The sequence below is a fragment of the Streptacidiphilus jeojiensis genome, assembly GCF_042510965.1.
In the GTDB taxonomy this organism is placed as follows: Bacteria; Actinomycetota; Actinomycetes; order Streptomycetales; family Streptomycetaceae; genus Streptacidiphilus; species Streptacidiphilus jeojiensis.
Map to the genome: position 1 here is coordinate 49,099 of NZ_JBEUKS010000022.1, position 18,379 is coordinate 67,477.

Genomic DNA, 18,379 nt, shown 5'->3' on the forward strand with positions numbered 1-18,379 from the left:
TCATGCGAGCACAGTTCGTCATGTCGGAGATCGGAATCGGTCTCCGCCGAAATCTGACGATGACCATCGCGGTCGTCGTGAGCGTGGCGCTCTCGCTTGCCCTGGCGGGGGCGGCGCTCCTCCTGCGCGACCAGGTCAGCACCATGAAGGGCTACTGGGACGGCAAGATCGAGGTCTCGGTCTACTTCTGCAACAAGACCGACGCCAACCAGGGCTCGGTGAACAAGAACTGCTCCACCGGAGCGGCGACGCAGAATCAGATCGACTCGGTGCAGAGCCAGTTGGAGAAGACCGGCCTGATCGAGAAGATCTACACCGAGACCCCGGCGCAGGCGCTGGCCGAGTACACCAAGCAGGACCCCAACAACCCGCTGCTGACCTCGCTGACGCCGGACAGCATGGAGTACTCGCTCCGCATCAAGCTCAAGGACCCGCAGAACTACCAGATCGTGACCGGTCTGGTGGGCGGGCAGCCCGGGGTGATGAAGGTGGAGGACCAGAGCGAGGTCCTGAAACCGCTGTTCAACCTGCTCAACGGGGCACAGGTGGTGGCCCTGGTGGTGATGGTCATCATGCTGGGGGTCACCCTGCTGCTGATCGTCAACACGGTCCGGGTGTCCGCGTTCAGCCGCAAACGCGAGACCGGGATCATGCGACTGGTCGGCGCCTCCAACTACTACGTGCAGATGCCGTTCATCGCGGAGGCCGCGTTCGCGGCCGTGGTGGGCGCGGTCCTTGCGTCGGGGATGCTGGCGGTGGGCAAGTACCTGCTGATCGACCGGTTCCTCAAGAACCAGATCCAGCTCATCAACTTCATCGGCTGGGGGCCGGTGTTCCAGGTGATGCCGCTGATGCTGGTGCTCGGTGTCGGGATGTCCTCGATCGCCGCCTTCCTGACGCTGCGCAAGTACCTCAAGGTCTGAGCCCCGGACCGATTCCGGTTCTTTCCGGTCCGACATTCCGATGAACGCCCCGGCCGCTGTACTGCGTCCGGGGCGTTCTGCCGGGTACGGACCTTCGCGGCCGCCGTACGCCCCTAGACTCACCTGCCATGTCAGGTAGCTATCCGCAGCTCCGCCTGCATCTGGCCCTCGGGCTGGTCTTCGGGACCCTGCTCGCCACCGGCGCGGCCACCGGCGCCTGGGGCAGCGAGGGCCGCCCCGTGCAACTGCCGCAGCCGCCCGGCGTGCGGCTCAGCGGCGACGCCGCGGCCCGCGACTGGGTGGAGACGGGCGGCGACCGCTGGGCCGCGTTCTACACACCGCAGCAGTACGCGACCATGGCCGAGGCGCTGGACGGGCGCTACACCGGGGTCGGGCTGTGGGTCTCCCGCAGCGCCGCCGGGGTGGTCACGGTCTCCAAGGTGCCCGCCGGCGGCCCCGCCGACCGGGCCGGGGTCCGGGTCGGCGAGCGGCTGCTCGCGGTGGACGGCCGCGCGGTGGGCGGACTCCCGGTGACCGACACGGTCGCCCTGCTCCGCGGCGCCCCCCAGGACGCCGGCAGCACCGTCGTGCTGCGGCTGCAGCGCGGACGGTCGGTGCGCCAGGTCGAGCTGCGCCGTGAACTCCTGGACACCGACGACGTGGTGGTGGACCGGCCGGCGGCCGGGATCACCAGGATCGCGGTCTCGGCCTTCACCGCCGGCACCGGCGACCAGGTCGCGGACGCCGTGCGGCAGCGCGGGACGGGCTCGCGCGGCGGCATCCTGCTGGACCTGCGCGGCGACTCCGGCGGCCTGGTGGCCGAGTCGGTCCGGGCCGCCTCGGCCTTCCTGGACGGCGGCCCGGTCGGCTCCTACCAGGCGGACGGCGCCACCCACTGGCTCACTGCGCCCCGCGGCGGCGACACCGCCACCCCGGTGGTGGTGCTGGTGGACGGCGGCACCATGAGCGCCGCCGAACTGCTCACCGGCGCGCTGCAGGACCGTGACCGCGCCGTCGTGGTCGGCTCGCGGACCTTCGGCAAGGGCGCGGTGCAGCAGCCCAGCCCGGTCAGCGGCGGCGGCACCCTGGAGCAGACCGTGGGCCACTACCGCACCCCGGCCGGACGCGACCTCGACGGCACCGGCATCACCCCGGACGTCGCGGTCCCGCCCTCCGCCGGGCCGCAGGCGGCGGAGCACACCGCGATCACCGTGCTGGACGACCTGGCGGCCGCGGGCCCGAGGTAACTCCCGTGCCGAGAGCCGCTCCGGAGTGCGAGAATGGCCCGCATCATGGCCAAGGTAAAAGAACCCGGACGCAAGATCGTCGCGCAGAACAAGAAGGCGCGGCACGACTACAACATCCTGGACGAGATCGAGTGCGGCCTGGTGCTGACCGGCACCGAGGTCAAGTCGCTGCGCGCGGGACGCGCCTCGCTGGTGGACGGCTTCGCCGAGATCACCAACGGCGAGGCCTGGCTGCACAACGTCCACATCATGGAGTACGCGCAGGGGACCTGGACGAACCACGCCGCCCGGCGCAAGCGCAAGCTGCTGATGCACAAGGAGGAGATCAACAAGCTCGACGCCAAGCTGCGCGAGTCGGGGTTCACCCTGGTCCCGCTGTCCCTCTACTTCAAGGACGGCCGGGCGAAGCTGATGCTGGCGCTGGCCCAGGGCAAGAAGCTGCACGACAAGCGGCAGACGCTGCGGGAGAAGCAGGACCGCCGCGAGACCGACCGGGCGCTGTCCGCGGTGCGCCGCCGGGCGCAGGGCTGACGTGCAGGTCTGACGCGGTGTCGGTCGGCGGTAATGAGCTGGACCGTCCCCCCGGCGGGGACGTAGGATGACAGAGTTGCGCAGGACCCCCCAGGTCCACGCGGAACGGCACGCGATTCGGACCGGAGATCCGGAGTGCGGGTCTTGAAAAATGAATAGCACCCCATGGGGGTGATCGGTTTCGACTGGGGATGTCGATCCAGGGGAAGCGAGCCGAGGAACGCGGCAATGATCTCGTAAACCATATGTCGCAAACTATAATCGCCAACTCCAAGCGCGATTCCTTCACCCTCGCCGCCTGAGCGAGTAACTGAAGGTGTCAGACCGGGCGTGTTCCCGTCCCGGACCCTGGCATAATCTAGGGAACTCCACCGTCGCGTCCGGTCACGGGATGCGGCGGGAAATCAAACAGTGGCTGGGCCTGTCGGCGGCTTGTCCGTGTGACTGCCGGGGCCGAGAAAAGCACAGCGGACTGCGCTCGGAGAAGCCCTGGTTTTGCACCACAGGACGCGGGTTCGATTCCCGCCACCTCCACCACACTGCTTGAGAGCAGAGCAGCCCCCATGCGTCATGAGCCGCCCGTCGTAGCAGACGAGGCGGCTTTCGGCGTTCCGGCAGGTGATCTAGGGTTCGGCCATGGCCACCGAGAAGCTGACCGTCCGTTCGCTCAACCGCGCCCTGCTCGCCCGGCAGTTGCTGCTGGCCCGGGAGCAGCGGAGCGCCCTGGAGACCGTTCGGTTCCTGGCCGGCATGCAGTCGCAGGTGCCGGGGGCGCCCTACGTCGGACTGTGGACCCGGCTGCTGGGCTTCGACCCCGAGGAGGTCTCCGCGCTGATGACCGAGCGGGCCCTGGTCCGGGTCTCCGCGATGCGCGGCACCGTGCACCTGCTCGACGCCGACGACGCGCTCTCCTGGCGCCCGCTCTGCCAGGTCGTCAACGACCGCGGCCCGTACGGGAAGAACATCTACCGCAAGGCGCTGTCCGGGATCGACCCGGCACGGCTCAAGGGGACCGCGGCCGAGCTGCTGGCGGAGCAGCCGATGACCAACGCGGCCCTGGGCGCCGCCCTGGCCGAGGCCTTCCCCGGCCACGACCCGGGGACCCTGGCCTGGGCGATCCGCGACGGCCTGGCCCTGGTGCAGGTGCCGCCGCGCGGACTGTGGGGCAAGAGCGGGCAGACCACCTCCACCACCCTGGAGCACTGGCTCGGCCGACCGCTCGACCCGGACCCCAGCCCGGACGCGATGGTGCTCCGCTACCTCGCCGCCTTCGGCCCGGCCGGTGTGCTGGACGCCCAGGCCTGGTCGGGGCTGACCCGGCTGGTCGAGGTCTTCGAGCGGCTGCGCCCGCAGCTGCGCACCTTCCAGGACGCGGCGACCGGCCGCGAGCTCTTCGACCTCCCCGACGCGCCCCGTCCGGACCCGGACACCCCCGCCCCGACGCGCTTCCTGCCCGAGTACGACAACGTGGTCCTGGGCCTCGCCGACCGCACCCGGATCGCCGCCAAGGAGGCGGAGCTCGGCCTGCGCACCGGCAACGGCTTCAGGGCCGCCTTCCTGGTGGACGGCACGGTGCGCGGGCACTGGTCGCTGGGCTTCACCAAGCAGGGGCCGGAGCTCACCGTCAGCGCCTTCGCCAAGCTCACCGAGGTCGAGATGGAGGCGGTGCAGGAGGAGGCCGAGAAGCTGATGCGGTTCCACCGCCCCGCCATGACCGAGTCGATGACGCGTTTCCCCGACCCGGGCTGAGAACCCGCAGTCGGGGGCGGATGACGTAGGATCGTCCGTCTCCCTTTGCGCATCAAGGGGCGAGCGCCGCACACCACGTACACAGGGGGCCTTCTTGACCGCGCCCAGCGACACCGCCGCTGCCGCCAACACCGCCGCCGACCCCGAGAACGCCACCGCAGAGACCCTGCGCGATCGCGAGATCGCGGTCGAGCAGCAGCACCTGGACCGGGTCTACCACCGTCTTGAGGAGAAGCTGGCGGAGGCCGAGTTCATCCTCAGCGACGCCAGCCGCAAGGCCTTCGTCGGCACCCCCGGCGCCCTGGCCGAACGGGACGCCCAGGTCTACCGGGCCGGACGGCACCTCCAGCGGTTGAACAACGAGTTCGAGGACTTCCTCTTCGGGCGCATCGACCTGCAGCAGCCGGACGGTCCCGAGGAGGACGGCTTCCCCTCGCAGACCCCGCTCGACCCGGCCGACCCGGCCGTCGCCGAGACCCTGCACATCGGCCGGCTCGGAGTGCTGGACACCGAGTACGGCCCGCTGGTCATCGACTGGCGTGCGCCCGCCGCCGCACCCTTCTACCGGGCCACTCCGCTGCAGCCCGGACGGGTGGTCCGGCGCCGGGTGATCCGCTCCCGGGGCCGCCGGGTCCTCGGCGTCGAGGACGACCTGCTCCGCCCCGACCTGGAGCCGGTACTGGACGGCGAGCCGCTGGCCGTGGTCGGCGACGGCGCGCTGATGGCGACGCTGGGCCGGGCCCGCAGCCACACCATGCGGGACATCGTCTCCAGCATCCAGCAGGAGCAGGACATCGTGATCCGGGCCCAGGCGGCCGGGGCCACCCTGGTCACCGGCGGCCCCGGCACCGGCAAGACCGCCGTGGCCCTGCACCGCGCCGCCTTCCTGCTCTACCAGGACCGCCGCCGCTACGCCGGCGGCATCCTGGTGGTCAGCCCCACCCCGCTGCTGGTCTCCTACACCGAGGGCGTGCTGCCGGCACTGGGCGAGGAGGGCCAGGTCGCGATCCGGGCCGTCGGCAGTCTGGTCGACGGCGTCGAGGCGGACAGCTACGACAGCCCCGAGGCGGCCAGGGTCAAGGGCTCCTCGCGGATGGTCGCGCTGATGCGCCGCGCCTCCCGGGCCGCGCTGGACGCTGCCGGCAGCCCCGCCGAGCTGCGGGTCAGCGCCCTGGGCGAGGTGCTGCGGCTGGACGCCAACGCGCTGCGCAACCTGCGCCGCTCGATCCTGGGCAACGGCGCCACCCCGATCAACCTGCTCCGCCCCCGGGCCCGCCGGCTGCTGCTGGACGCCCTCTGGTCCCTGCTGCTGCGCACCAGGCCCCGGACCGGCGACCGGGTCGACCGCGAGCAGCAGCAGCGCGAGCGGGAGACCTTCGACGACCACGTCGGCGACGACGACCGCTTCCTCGCGTTCCTCGACGCCTGGTGGCCCGCGCTGACCCCGCGCCGGGTGCTGGCCACCCTGCGCGACCCGCGCCAGCTGGCCAGGCAGGCGCGCGGCTCGCTGAGCCAGCAGGAGACCCGGCTGCTGGCCGCCTCCTGGCGGCATCTGGACGACACCGGCCGCGGCAGCCTGACCGCGCACGACGTGGCCCTGCTGGACGAGCTGCAGGTGCTGCTCGGCGAGGCGGCCAGGCCGCGGGCCCGCGAGGTGGACGCCGCCGACCTGCTGACCGGCCTGGACGAGGTCACCACCTTCGCCGACCGGACCCGCCGCGGCGAGCGCGAGCCGGTCGAGCGCAGCGAGTACGCCCACGTCATCGTGGACGAGGCGCAGGACCTGACGCCGATGCAGTGGCGCATGATCGGCCGCCGGGCCCGCCAGGCCACCTGGACCATCGTCGGCGACCCGGCCCAGAGCTCCTGGATCGACCCGGCCGAGGCCCAGGCCGCGATGGACGAGACGCTGGGGGCCAAGCCGCGCCGCCGCTACACCCTCACCACCAACTACCGGAACCCGGCCGAGATCGCCGAGGTCGCCGCCAGGGTGCTGGCGCAGGCGGCGCCGGGGACGGAGTCGCCGCGCGCGGTGCGCTCCACCGGGGTGCACCCGCGCTTCGTCTCGGTGGCCGCCGAGGCCGAGGTGGGCCGGGCGGCCCGGGCCGAGGTGGAGCGGCTGCTGGCCGAGGTGGACGGCACCGTCGGCATCGTGGTGCCGATGGACCGGCGCGGCGAGGCGGCCGGCTGGATCACCGGGCTCGGCGAGCGCGCGGTCGCGCTGGGCAGCCTGGAGGCCAAGGGCCTGGAGTACGACGCCACCGTGGTCGCCGACCCGTCCGGCATCGCCGGCGAGTCCGAGGCCGGGCTGCGGGTCCTCTACGTGGCGCTGACCCGGGCCACCCAGCGGCTCACCGTGCTCTCCGGACCGCTGGACCTGCCGGACGCCGCGGGCGTCCCGGCACTGCTGCACGAGTAGTCAGGAACGCCGAAGGGCTCCGCCAACTTCCGTTGGCGGAGCCCTTCCTGACGTTCTATACGACACCGACCCGCCATGCTCGCCTCGCGGCAAGTGGTCGCTCGAAGCGACTAAGGTTGGGCCCGGGGGCTTGGATCGAGCCGGTGCCGTACACCCAGACTAACAAAGCCTCCCGGGAACGCATTCCCTTCCCGCGAGAAACCTCGTGTGCCTCCACTGTGTGGAACAACATTTCCAGTTACGCGGTAGTAGGTGCGACGATCAGACCACAACGTCGGAAGTCTGATGAGCGCGCGTACGAGAGAAGGAACGTCGATGGCGACGGTGCCCAGTGTGTCGAACTCGATCACGGTCAGGATGGAGGTCCCGGCCCGCGGAAACGCTGTGAGCCAGGTCACCACCCTGGTCGAGTCCTGCGGCGGGACCGTCACCGGCCTCGACGTCACCGCCTCGGGCCTGGAGGCGCTGCGGATCGACGTGACCATCGCCGCGGCCTCGGTCGCGCATGCCGAGGAGATCGTCGACAAGCTCCGCACCATCGACGGCATCAGCATCGGCAAGGTCTCCGACCGCACCTTCCTGATGCACCTCGGCGGCAAGATCGAGATGTCCTCCAAGGTGCCGATCCGCAACCGTGACGACCTGAGCATGATCTACACCCCGGGCGTGGCCCGGGTCTGCATGGCCATCGCCGAGAACCCCGAGGACGCCCGCCGGCTGACCATCAAGCGCAACAGCGTCGCCGTGGTCACCGACGGCTCCGCCGTGCTGGGGCTGGGCAACATCGGCCCCAAGGCCGCGCTGCCGGTGATGGAGGGCAAGGCCGCGCTGTTCAAGCGGTTCGCCGGCATCGACGCCTGGCCGCTCTGCCTGGACACCCAGGACAGCGACGAGATCGTCGCCATCGTCAAGGCCATCGCCCCCGGCTTCGCCGGGATCAACCTGGAGGACATCTCGGCGCCGCGCTGCTTCGAGATCGAGGCCCGGCTGCGCGAGGCCCTGGACATCCCGGTCTTCCACGACGACCAGCACGGCACCGCCATCGTGGTGCTCGCCGCGCTCACCAACGCGCTGCAGGTGGTCGGCAAGGAGATCGGCGACGTACGGGTCGTCATGTCCGGTGCCGGCGCGGCCGGTACCGCGATCCTGAAGCTGCTGCTGGACGCGGGTGTGCAGCACGCCACCGTCGCCGACGTGCACGGCGTGGTCCACGGCGGCCGTGAGGACCTCAACGACTCGCTGCGCTGGATCGCCGACAACACCAACCGCAGCGGGCGCACCGGCAGCCTCAAGGAGGCCGTCCGCGGCGCCGACGTCTTCATCGGCGTCTCCGCGCCCAACGTGCTCGACGGCGACGACATCGCCGCCATGGCCGACAACGCCATCGTGTTCGCGCTGGCCAACCCGGACCCCGAGGTCGACCCTGCGGTCGCCCGGCAGACCGCCGCGGTGGTCGCCACCGGCCGCAGCGACTTTCCCAACCAGATCAACAACGTGCTGGTCTTCCCGGGCGTCTTCAGGGGCCTGCTGGACGCCCAGAGCCGCACCGTGAACAGCGAGATGATGATCGCCGCGGCCCGCGCCCTGGCGGCCACCGTCAGCGCCGAGGAGCGCAACGCGAACTACATCGTCCCCAGCGTGTTCCACCCGGACGTCGCCAAGACCGTCGCGGCCGCCGTCCGTGACGCTGCGCACGCGGCCGGGACGGCGCAGGCCGCGTCCAACCCGGTCGGGGAGACCGGGAGCTTCCCCGCCGTACAGCTCTGAGAGGGCCTCCCGCGGGCCGTTTGGGGGCCGTTTGGGGCCATCTGGCCCCAGGGCGTACGGTAGGGCCTGCACCGGCGTGGCGCGCCTGCAGGCTTGGCGCGCCGCCCTAGAGTGTCCCGCGGGAGTCGACGAACCGTCACTGCGCGTGCTGCATGGCGCTGTTCGTGTGACCCCCGCTGGAGCCGGATTCGCTTTCCCGGCGGTGGTGGGGGCAGGATTCGTCCCAAGGCAAGAGATTTGCGCAGCCTGGGGCGTCCAGCGGAACCCCCATCGCCTGTCGGTACGACAGTCGAGGCGGCGGTCCTCCGGGGCAGCCGAGGATCGCAACGCGACAGACCACAATGGAGTACACATGAACCGCAGTGAGCTGGTGGCCGCCCTCTCCGAGCGCGCCGAGGTGACCCGCAAGGACGCCGACGCCGTCCTGGCCGCGCTCGCCGAGGTCGTCGGCGACGTCGTCGCCAAGGGTGACGAGAAGGTCACCATCCCCGGCTTCCTGACCTTCGAGCGCACCCACCGTGCCGCTCGTACCGCGCGCAACCCGCAGACCGGCGACCCGATCCAGATCGCCGCCGGCTACAGCGTGAAGGTCTCCGCGGGCTCCAAGCTCAAGGAAGCCGCCAAGGGCAAGTAAGTCCCCCTGGGCAGCCGCAGCAAGCAGCCGCCGGGTTCACCGTCCCCTCCCGGGGCCGGGGAACCCGGCGCTGTGCGTCCGGCGTCCTGCCCCCCATGGGATCAACGCGCCACGCCGCACGTCACGCCGCCCGCCGACGCCCGGCCGGGGGCCTGGCCAGGACCTCGGCGCTGATGGTGGTGGGGACGGTGGTCTCCCGGGCCACCGGCTTCATCCGGCTGGGACTCCAGGTCGCCGCGCTCGGCACCGGGCTGCTGGCGACCACCTACAACAACGCCAACACCGTTCCGGCCAGCCTCTACACCCTGCTGATCGGCGGAGCGCTCAACTCGGTCCTGGTGCCGCAGCTGGTCCGGGCCAGGGTGCAGCACCGGGACGGCGGACTGGCGCACGAGCAGCGGCTGCTGACGATGGTGCTGTGCGTACTCGCTGCCGGCACCCTGCTCGCTGTGCTGGCCGCCCCCGAGATCGCCTCGATCTACCTCCCGGACACCCCCGACCACCACGCCGCCTTCGAACTGACGGTGGTCTTCGCCCGCTTCCTGCTGCCGCAGATCCTCTTCTACGGGCTCTACGCGATCCTCGGGCAACTGCTCAACGCCCGGAACAGGTTCGGCGCGATGATGTGGACCCCGGTGCTCAACAATCTGGTGCTGATTACGCTGTTCGGTCTCTACCTGGGCCTGATCGGCAGCTCGTCCGGGTCGACTTCGGTCACCCCGGCCGACGTCCGGCTGCTCGGCATCGGCACCACGGCCGGCATCGCCCTGCAGGCCCTGGCCCTGATCCCGTACCTGCGCGGATGCGGCTTCAGCTTCCGGCCACGCTTCGACTGGCGCGGTACGGGGCTGCGCGCGAGCATCAGCGCCGCCCGCTGGACCCTGCTGTTCGTCGCGGCCAACCTGGCGGCCGTCACCGTCGTCACCCGCTACGCCACCGCCGCGGACTCGGCGCTGCCGCACGGGGGCGTCGGCACCTCCGCCTACACCTACGCCCAGACCATCTGGCAGCTGCCGCAGTCCGTGATCACCGTCTCGCTGGTGACCGCACTGCTGCCCAGGCTCAGCCGGGCCGTCGCCGAGCAGCGGCTCGACGACGTCCGCGACGAGCTCTCCCGAGGCCTCAGGGCAACCGGGATGGTGATCGTCCCGGCCGCCTTCTTCTTCCTCGCCTTCGGCCCCGAGATCACCGCGCTGCTCCCGGGCCACGGCCCGACCCTCCCCATGGGTCGGATGCTGCAGGCCTTCGCCCTGGGGCTGATCCCGTTCTCCGCCCAGTACCTCCTGCTCCGCGGCTTCTACGCGTTCTCCGACACCAGGACCCCGTTCTGGGCCGCCCTGTGGATCTCGGGGCTGGACATCGCCCTCGCCGTCGGCTGTCACCTGCTGCTGCCGGCGCGCTGGGCCGTGACCGGGATGGCGGCCGCGTACTCGCTCTCCTACCTGGCCGGGCTGCTGCTCACCGCGACCCGGCTGCGGCGGAGGCTGGCGGGACGGCTGGACGGAAGACGGCTGTCCCGCACCTACCTGAAGCTGGTCCTCGCCGCCGGACCAGCTGCGGCCGCATCCTGGGCGGTGGTGCGGAGCCTGCACCTGGGCGCACCGGTGTCGGCGCCGGCCGGCGCATTGGCGATGGGCCCGTTGTTCCTGGCCTCGGCCTGGTTGCTGCGGCTGCCGGAGCTGCGCCTGGTACGGCGGTTCGCGCCGGGGGCCCGGGTTACCAGCGGATCCAGACCTTGAGGGGGCCGAGGGTGTCGAAGCCCTGGATGAGGGCGGAGTCGAGGTCCTCGCCGTGTTCGTAGCCGACGACCGGCAGGCCCGGCCAGTGGCGCCCGGCGACGGCGGACGCGTCCGCCCAGGCTTCGAGCAGGCCGCGCTCGGCGGCCTCGGTGGCGAAGACGTTGGAGAGCCCGACCACGCCGGCGACGGTGGCGCTGCGGTTGGCCACGGCCCCGGCCAGCACCCGTCCGTCACGGTCCCGGGCCTGCAGCACGGCCACGTCCTGCTGGTCCAGCAGCTCGGACCGGAAGATCTCGCCGTAGCCCTGCCCGCCGTCCCAGGCCGTTGCCCAGGCGGCCAGACCGTCGGCATCGCGGACCACGGACCAGCCCGGGACGGGCCGCAGTCGCTCCTCCGGTGCCCGGATGATCCACTGGGCCTCGAACAGCGGGGAGAAGCCGACCCCGGCCAGGTCCAGGCAGTCGAAGGAGTCCTTCACGGACGCGGTGGCAGGGGTCAGCTCGATCCGCGCCACCGCCTGCGCCCCGGTGGCGGCCGGGTCCAGCGTCACCACGTCCGGGTAGAGCGGAGGCGGCGTCCCGTCACTGCTCCACAACCCCCGGGCGAACGTCCCGCCCCCGGCCGTGCCCGGATCCTGACGGTGCGTCCGACACACGGCCGCGCACCATTCCGCGTTGTTCCAGGCCGCTGCCCGTATCCAGGTCCGGCGGTCGGTCGCTGTCCTGATCACCTGTTCGAGTCAACCAGCGGGACCGCCGGTTGGCAAAGCATTATGGCTACTCCGCCTCGCCCGGGAGCTCCACATGTGCGCCCAGGGCCCGGAGCTTCTCCATGAAGTTCTCGTAGCCGCGGTTGATCAGGTCGATGCCGTGGACCTTGGAGGTGCCCTGGGCGGCCAGCGCCGCGATCAGGTAGGAGAAGCCGCCGCGGAGGTCGGGGATGACGAGTTCGCCGCCCTGGAGCTTGGAGGGGCCGGAGACCACCGCGGAGTGGAGGAAGTTGCGCTGGCCGAAGCGGCAGGGGGTGCTGCCCAGGCACTCGCGGTAGAGCTGGATGTGGGCGCCCATCTGGTTGAGCGCCGAGGTGAAGCCGAGGCGGGACTCGTACACCGTCTCGTGGACGATGGAGAGGCCGTCGGCCTGGGTGAGCGCCACCACCAGGGGCTGCTGCCAGTCGGTCTGGAAGCCGGGGTGGACGTCGGTCTCCAGGGCGATGGCGTTGAGCTCGCCGCCCGGGTGCCAGAAGCGGATGCCCTCGTCGTCCACCTCGAAGGCGCCGCCGACCTTCCGGAAGGTGTTGAGGAAGGTCATCATCTCCAGCTGGCGCGCGCCGTGGACGTAGATGTTGCCGCCGGTGGCCAGGGCCGCGCAGGCCCAGGAGGCGGACTCCAGGCGGTCCGGCAGGGCACGGTGGTTGTAGCCGGTGAGCCGGTCCACGCCGGTGACCAGGATGGTGCGGTCGGTCCCCATGGAGATGATCGCGCCCATCTTCTGCAGCACGCAGATGAGGTCGACGATCTCCGGCTCGATCGCCGCGTTGCGCAGCTCGGTGACGCCCTCCGCCAGCACCGCGGTGAGCAGCACCTGCTCGGTCGCGCCGACCGAGGGGTAGGGCAGCTCGATCTTGGTGCCGCGGAGCCGCTGCGGCGCGGTGAGCACGGTGCCCTGCGGGTGCTTCTCGATGACCGCGCCGAACTGCCGCAGCACGTCGAAGTGGAAGTCGACCGGACGGCCGCCGATGTCGCAGCCGCCGAGGCCGGGGATGAAGGCGTGGCCGAGGCGGTGCAGCAGCGGGCCGCAGAACAGGATCGGGATCCGCGAGCTGCCGGCGTGCGCGTCGATGTCGGCGACGTTGGCGCTCTCGACATGGGTGGGGTCCAGGATCAACTCACCGGGCTCGTCCCCCTCGTGCACCAGCACCCCGTGCAGCTGCAGCAGCCCCCGGACGACCTTGACGTCGCGGATGTCGGGGACGTTGCGGAGCCGACTGGGTTCGTGTCCGAGCAGCGCGGCCACCATGGCCTTCGGCACGAGGTTCTTCGCGCCGCGGACACGGATCTCGCCCTCGAGCGGGTTGCCGCCGTGGACAAGCAGGACATCGTCGGTCATGTTCTCGCGATCCAGGGAGGTGAGGAGTGGTTCGGGACGGTGCGGAGAGACCGGGCGGCACAGGTGGGCTTCTTGTACGTGTGCCTGTGAGTTGATGCCGGTCCGTCACCCCAGGAGATGTTAATCCGGATGGCCCTGGTTCCCCAGCGGCGCCTGTCCTTGGTATGGCGGCGTTAAACCGCAGGTCGGTATCGAAGAATGTGTCGAACGCCACATGGACAACGGCTGGAGCCGGTCGGTTCGGCTCGGCCCGCCTCGGCTCGCGGAGCTGACCGCGCATCAGCCCGGGCGTCCGCCGGCGGCGAATTCGTTGCCCGCCCGCCTGGACTGCGGGATCATGTCGACCATGACCGAGGCCGTCTCACTCGCGGGCAGGCTGCTCGTGGCGACGCCCGCGCTCACCGATCCGAACTTCGACCGCGCCGTGGTGCTGCTGCTCGACCACGACGAGGAGGGCACCCTCGGGGTGGTGCTGAACCGGCCGACCCCGGTGGACGTGGAATCCGTGCTGGAGCCCTGGGCCGAGCTGGCGGGCGTCCCCGCGGTGGTCTTCCAGGGCGGCCCGGTAGCGCTGGACTCGGCGCTGGCCCTCGCGGTGGTCCCGGGGGACCAGCCGATCGAGGAGCTGCTGGGCTGGCGCCGGGTGCACGGTGCGATCGGCCTGGTCGACCTGGAGGCCCCGCCGGAACTGCTGGCCTCGGAGCTGGGCTCGCTGCGGGTCTTCGCCGGGTACGCGGGCTGGGGCCCGGGGCAGTTGGAGGACGAACTCCTCGAGGGCGCCTGGTACGTCGTCGAGTCGGAACCCGGGGACGTGTCGGTCCCCGACCCCGGACGGCTGTGGCGGGCGGTGCTGCGACGGCAGCGCGGGGAGCTGGCGATGGTGGCGACCTATCCGGACGACCCTTCGATGAACTAGGGGACGGTTCTAGACTGGTCTGCTATGAGCACCCTTGAACCTGAACCCGAGCGTGTAGGCGGCCTTGGCACCCTCGTCGAGCCGGTACCGCAGACGTCCCACGGGGACGGCGACCACGAGCGCTTCGCGCACTACGTGAAGCGCGACAAGATCATGGACAGCGCGCTGTCCGGGTCCCCGGTGGTCGCGCTGTGCGGCAAGGTCTGGGTACCCGGGCGTGACCCGAAGAAGTACCCCGTCTGTCCGATGTGCAAGGAGATCTTCGAGGGGCTTGACGGGGGCGGGGACAAGGACAAGAAGTAGGCGGCCACTGGGGAGCGGGGCTCGGTTTGGTCGGCGCTCTACGTTGGTGCATGGTTGGCCGCGCAGTTCCTCGCGCCCCTTCGGGGGCGCAAGGGCACGTTTGGTCTGGACCAATGGGCGTGGGCGGGGCAGGATGATTCGTCATGGACCTCATACCTGCCCCGGTCAGCTTTGGCGCCGATGCCGATCAGTTCTTCCCGCTCGACGCCGGTACCGGGCTGGACGGCGGTCCCGGTACCGAGGGCGTGCAGCGCTGGCTGCGGGACACCGTCGGGGCGGCCACCGGACTGCCGCTGTCGTCGGGGCCCGGCGCGGCCGGGATCGCACTGGCCCTGGCGCCGGAGGAGCTCGAACCGGAGGCGTACCGCCTGCGGGTGTCGGCCACCGGGGTCGTGCTCACCGGTGGCGGCCCGGCCGGGCTGTTCTGGGGGGCGCAGACGCTGCGCCAACTGCTCGGCGCTGAGGCCTTCCGGCGCGCCCCGCTGAAGCGCGAGGGCTGGCGGCTGCCCTGCCTGACCGTCGAGGACGCCCCCCGCTTCGGCTGGCGCGGGGTGCTGCTGGACGTCTCCCGGCACTTCCTGCCCAAGGCGGACGTGCTGCGCTACCTCGACCTGCTCGCGGCGCACAAGCTCAATGTGCTGCATCTGCACCTCACCGACGACCAGGGTTGGCGCGTCGAGATCAAGCGCTACCCGAAGCTGACCGAGGTCGGCGGCTGGCGCGACCGGTCCATGGTCGGCTACCGCTCCGCGGGGAACCGGGACAACCGTCCGCACGGCGGCTTCTACACCCAGGACGACCTGCGCGAGATCGTCGCCTACGCCGCCGAGCGGCAGATCACCGTCGTCCCCGAGATCGACATCCCCGGCCACGCCCAGGCCGCCATCGCCGCCTACCCCGAGCTGGGGAACCACGACGTCGTCGACACCGCCGCCCTGTCCACCTGGACGGACTGGGGGGTCAACGCCAATGTGCTGAACGTCGAGGACGGCACGCTGCGCTTCTACGAGAACGTCCTGGACGAGGTGCTGGAGATCTTCCCGTCCCGCTTCGTCCACCTGGGCGGCGACGAGTGCCCCAAGGAGCAGTGGAAGGCCAGCCCCTCCGCCCAGGCCCGGATCAAGGAGCAGGAGCTGGCCGACGAGGACGAGCTGCAGAGCTGGTTCCTGCGGCACTTCGACAGCTGGCTGGCCGCGCGCGGGCGTCGCCTGATCGGGTGGGACGAGATCCTCGAAGGGGGGCTCGCCCCCGGCGCCGCGGTCTCGTCCTGGCGCGGCTACGCGGGCGGCGTCGCCGCGGCCAAGGCCGGCCACGACGTGGTGATGTGCCCGGAGCAGTACGTCTACCTGGACCACCGGCAGGCCCCCGGCGACGACGAGCCGGCCCCGGTGGGCTGGGTGCGCACCCTGGAGGACGTCTACCGGTTCGAGCCGCTGCCCCCGGCGCTGCGTCAGGACCCGGAGGCCGCCGCCCATGTGATCGGCACTCAGGCCAACCTCTGGACCGAGTTCATGGACGACGTCCGCGAGGTGGACTACCACGCCTTCCCCAGGCTGGCGGCGTTCGCCGAGGTCGCCTGGTCGCGGCTGCCGCAGGAGCCGGCCGAGCGGGACTGGGCCGGGTTCGACGCCCGGATGGCCGTCCACCGCGCCCGGTTGGACGCGCTCGGGGTGGAGTACCGCCCGCAGGACGGCCCGCGGCCGTGGCAGCGGCGGCCCGGGGTGGCGGGGCGTCCGATCGAGGGCGCACCGCCGGAGGCGTGACCGGGTCAGGGTGGGGCAGAGCGGTGCAGAGTGTGTCAGTGCGGAGTCGAACACCGAAGGATTGGAGCAATAAAAGGCATCAATTCGGGCAATAAGGGCGACTGGTGGGCTCCTTCGGCTGTCACCACGCGGTCGGGGGAGCGGGAGGGTGCGCCAGCCACCCGTTTGCACGTACCGTACGGGCGCAAGCTCTAAAAAAGCAGCGGCGTGTGCGGAACCCGAGCACGGTGGGACACAGGTGAACCAAACGATCATGCTCCCGGCCTCGCTGGACGAGGCCGTCACGGCGCTGGCGGCCTCCCCGGCGGCCGTCCCCGTGGCCGGCGGGACCGACCTCATGGGGGCGGTCAACGCAGGTCTGCTGCGCCCGATGGCGCTGATCGGCCTGGGGCGGATCAACGAGCTGCGCGGTTGGCAGTACCAGGACGGCACCGCCCAACTGGGTGCCGGTCTGACCCACGCCCGGATGGGCCGCCCCGACTTCGCGGCACTGATGCCCGCACTGGCCGAGGCCGCCCGCAGCGCCGGACCGCCGCAGGTGCGCAACGCCGGCACGCTGGGCGGCAACATCGTCACCGCCGACCCGGCCGGGGACACCCTGCCGGTGCTGGCCGCGCTGGAGGCCACGGTCACCCTGGTCGGCCCGGAGGGCGGCCGCGAGGTTCCGGTCAGCCATCTGCTCACCGGCCTGGACCCGATGCGCGGCGGCGAACTCCTCGGCTACGTCCGGGTACCGCTGCTGCACGCACCCCAGGTGTTCCTCAAGGCGACCGGGCGCACCGGCCCGTCCCGGGCCGTCGCCTCCGTCGCCCTGGTGCTCGACCCCGGCCGGCGCGCGGTGCGCTGCGCGGTCGGCGCGGTCGCCCCGGTGCCGCTGCGGCCGCTGGAGGCCGAGCAGTGGGTGTCGGGCTGCATCGACTGGGACGGCGACCGGGCCATAGACCCCGCGGCGGCAGCGGCCTTCGGCGAGTACGTCGCCGCGGCCTGCGTGCCCGAACCGCAGCCGGCGGGACTGCCGGACAGCCAGCCGGACGGGATGGAAGGGGGCCCGGCCGCGGCGGCGGCACGACTCCGTCGTACCGTTTCCGTACTGGCCCGCCGCGCACTCGGGAGGGCGTTGAAGTGACGGACGCTGTGACGACCAACGCTGTGACATCCAATGCCGTGACGTCCCCCTACGGCACCGACCCGCAGGAGCCGGGCTCCGAGCTGTCCGGCTTCGGCGGCGCGGACGGATCTCCGCGGGTCTCCTACCTGCTGCGGGTCAACGGGGTCGACCGCCCGGTGAACGGCGCCTGGATCGGCGAGAGCCTGCTGTACGTGCTGCGCGAGCGGCTCGGCCTGGCCGGCGCCAAGGGCGGCTGCGACCAGGGCGAGTGCGGAGCCTGCTCGGTGCAGCTGGACGGGCAGCTGACCGCGGCCTGCCTGGTCCCGGCAGCGCTGGCGGCCGACAGCGAGATCCGCACCGTCGAGGGGCTGGCCGCCGACGGCAGCGCCTCCGACGTGCAGCGGGCCTTGGCCGAGAGCGGTGCGGTGCAGTGCGGCTACTGCATCCCCGGCATGGCCATGGCCGTCCACGACCTGCTGGAGCGCAACCACCAGCCGACCGAGCTGCAGGCCCGGGAGGCGCTGTGCGGCAACCTGTGCCGCTGCACCGGGTACCAGGGCGCGCTGGCCGCGATCGAGAAGGTGGCCCAGTCCCGGGCCGAGGCGGCGGAAGCCGCGGAGGCGGCCGCCGAGGCAGCGTCGGAGGCGGCGGACGCGGCCGGCCCCGGGGAGCAGGCCGAGACGGCCGACGCAGCCGACCCGGACAGCCTGGCCGACGACAGCCTGGCCGACGACCTCGCGGGCGAGCCGCTCGGCCGGGACGAGTACCCGGGCGACGGGTACCCGGTGGACGAGTACCCGGTCTACTCCGACGTGGAGATCCCCGGCCAGCAGCAGGGCGAGGCCCAGCACATCGACCACCACCACCCCGACCACCACCACCCCGAGCCGCAGGCGGACCCGCTGTTCGGGCCGATGGACGGGCTGAACACCGAGCAGCCGCCCGCCGAGCAGCAGTACGCCTACCCGGTCTACGCCCAGCAGCCGCAGCCCGAGCCCTACCAGGCCGGCTTCCAGCCGCAGGCGTACCCGCAGGCCGAGTACCCGCTGCCGGGCACGCAGCCGCCCGGCGCGCCCGAGGGCGCCGAGCCCGGCGTCTACGTCCTGCCGCACCAGGGCACGCATCAGGGCACGCACCAGAACACCCACGCGCCGGAGGCCGGAGCATGACCC

At 71.8% G+C, this 18,379-nt stretch carries 15 protein-coding genes and 1 other RNA gene; 14 read left to right on the forward strand and 2 right to left on the reverse strand.

Going from position 1 to position 18,379, the window contains the following annotated elements; genetic code table 11:
* Positions 1 to 2 precede the first annotated feature (2 nt).
* The 9 genes from ftsX (at position 3) to murJ (ending at position 11,009) form a co-directional block, all read left to right on the forward strand.
* Complete coding sequence (ftsX, locus tag ABUW04_RS38465; protein WP_030260619.1) at positions 3 to 923, forward strand: permease-like cell division protein FtsX; 921 nt, start codon at positions 3 to 5, stop codon at positions 921 to 923.
* A 128-nt stretch (positions 924 to 1,051) separates the two neighbouring features.
* The gene (locus tag ABUW04_RS38470) at positions 1,052 to 2,170 is read left to right on the forward strand and encodes a S41 family peptidase (RefSeq protein WP_380568938.1); all 1,119 of its coding nucleotides are present in this window, start codon (positions 1,052 to 1,054) and stop codon (positions 2,168 to 2,170) included.
* Positions 2,171 to 2,215: 45 nt separating this feature from the next.
* Positions 2,216 to 2,701, forward strand: a complete 486-nt coding sequence (gene smpB / locus ABUW04_RS38475) for an SsrA-binding protein SmpB (protein WP_380568939.1) — start codon at positions 2,216 to 2,218, stop codon at positions 2,699 to 2,701.
* 167 nt (positions 2,702 to 2,868) lie between these two features.
* Positions 2,869 to 3,238: a transfer-messenger RNA gene (gene ssrA / locus ABUW04_RS38480) on the forward strand.
* Between the two features lie 99 nt (positions 3,239 to 3,337).
* Positions 3,338 to 4,450, forward strand: a complete 1,113-nt coding sequence (locus ABUW04_RS38485; RefSeq protein WP_380568941.1) for a winged helix DNA-binding domain-containing protein — start codon at positions 3,338 to 3,340, stop codon at positions 4,448 to 4,450.
* Positions 4,451 to 4,616: 166 nt separating this feature from the next.
* The gene (locus ABUW04_RS38490; protein WP_380568966.1) at positions 4,617 to 6,869 is read left to right on the forward strand and encodes a HelD family protein; all 2,253 of its coding nucleotides are present in this window, start codon (positions 4,617 to 4,619) and stop codon (positions 6,867 to 6,869) included.
* A 315-nt stretch (positions 6,870 to 7,184) separates the two neighbouring features.
* Complete coding sequence (locus ABUW04_RS38495; RefSeq protein ID WP_030260607.1) at positions 7,185 to 8,636, forward strand: NAD-dependent malic enzyme; 1,452 nt, start codon at positions 7,185 to 7,187, stop codon at positions 8,634 to 8,636.
* 352 nt (positions 8,637 to 8,988) lie between these two features.
* A complete protein-coding gene (locus tag ABUW04_RS38500; protein WP_030260605.1) occupies positions 8,989 to 9,270 on the forward strand; it encodes an HU family DNA-binding protein in 282 nt (93 codons plus the stop codon).
* Positions 9,271 to 9,365: 95 nt separating this feature from the next.
* Positions 9,366 to 11,009, forward strand: coding sequence for a murein biosynthesis integral membrane protein MurJ (murJ, locus tag ABUW04_RS38505; protein WP_380568942.1), 1,644 nt, complete (start codon positions 9,366 to 9,368; stop codon positions 11,007 to 11,009).
* Here the strand turns inward: murJ and ABUW04_RS38510 are convergent.
* Both ABUW04_RS38510 and murA read right to left on the reverse strand, forming a co-directional pair.
* Entirely contained in the window at positions 10,987 to 11,739 is a 753-nt protein-coding gene (locus ABUW04_RS38510) for a hypothetical protein (protein ID WP_380568943.1), read from the reverse strand. The two genes, murJ and ABUW04_RS38510, sit on opposite strands and share 23 nt — an antisense overlap.
* A gap of 46 nt (positions 11,740 to 11,785) precedes the next feature.
* The gene (gene murA, locus ABUW04_RS38515) at positions 11,786 to 13,117 is read right to left on the reverse strand and encodes a UDP-N-acetylglucosamine 1-carboxyvinyltransferase (RefSeq protein ID WP_030260598.1); all 1,332 of its coding nucleotides are present in this window, start codon (positions 13,115 to 13,117) and stop codon (positions 11,786 to 11,788) included.
* Positions 13,118 to 13,454: 337 nt separating this feature from the next.
* Here murA and ABUW04_RS38520 point away from each other — a divergent pair, with 337 nt between their 5' ends.
* From ABUW04_RS38520 to ABUW04_RS38540, 5 genes are all read left to right on the forward strand, one after another.
* Positions 13,455 to 14,033, forward strand: coding sequence for a YqgE/AlgH family protein (locus ABUW04_RS38520; RefSeq protein ID WP_030260594.1), 579 nt, complete (start codon positions 13,455 to 13,457; stop codon positions 14,031 to 14,033).
* Positions 14,034 to 14,057: 24 nt separating this feature from the next.
* Positions 14,058 to 14,336, forward strand: a complete 279-nt coding sequence (locus tag ABUW04_RS38525; RefSeq protein WP_030260591.1) for a DUF3039 domain-containing protein — start codon at positions 14,058 to 14,060, stop codon at positions 14,334 to 14,336.
* A 143-nt stretch (positions 14,337 to 14,479) separates the two neighbouring features.
* Entirely contained in the window at positions 14,480 to 16,099 is a 1,620-nt protein-coding gene (locus tag ABUW04_RS38530; RefSeq protein WP_380568945.1) for a beta-N-acetylhexosaminidase, read from the forward strand.
* A gap of 253 nt (positions 16,100 to 16,352) precedes the next feature.
* Entirely contained in the window at positions 16,353 to 17,225 is an 873-nt protein-coding gene (locus tag ABUW04_RS38535; RefSeq protein WP_084715097.1) for an FAD binding domain-containing protein, read from the forward strand.
* Between the two features lie 38 nt (positions 17,226 to 17,263).
* Positions 17,264 to 18,376 (forward strand): (2Fe-2S)-binding protein, encoded by a 1,113-nt coding sequence (locus tag ABUW04_RS38540; RefSeq protein ID WP_380568946.1) that lies wholly within the window; start codon positions 17,264 to 17,266, stop codon positions 18,374 to 18,376.
* Positions 18,377 to 18,379: the final 3 nt, after the last annotated feature.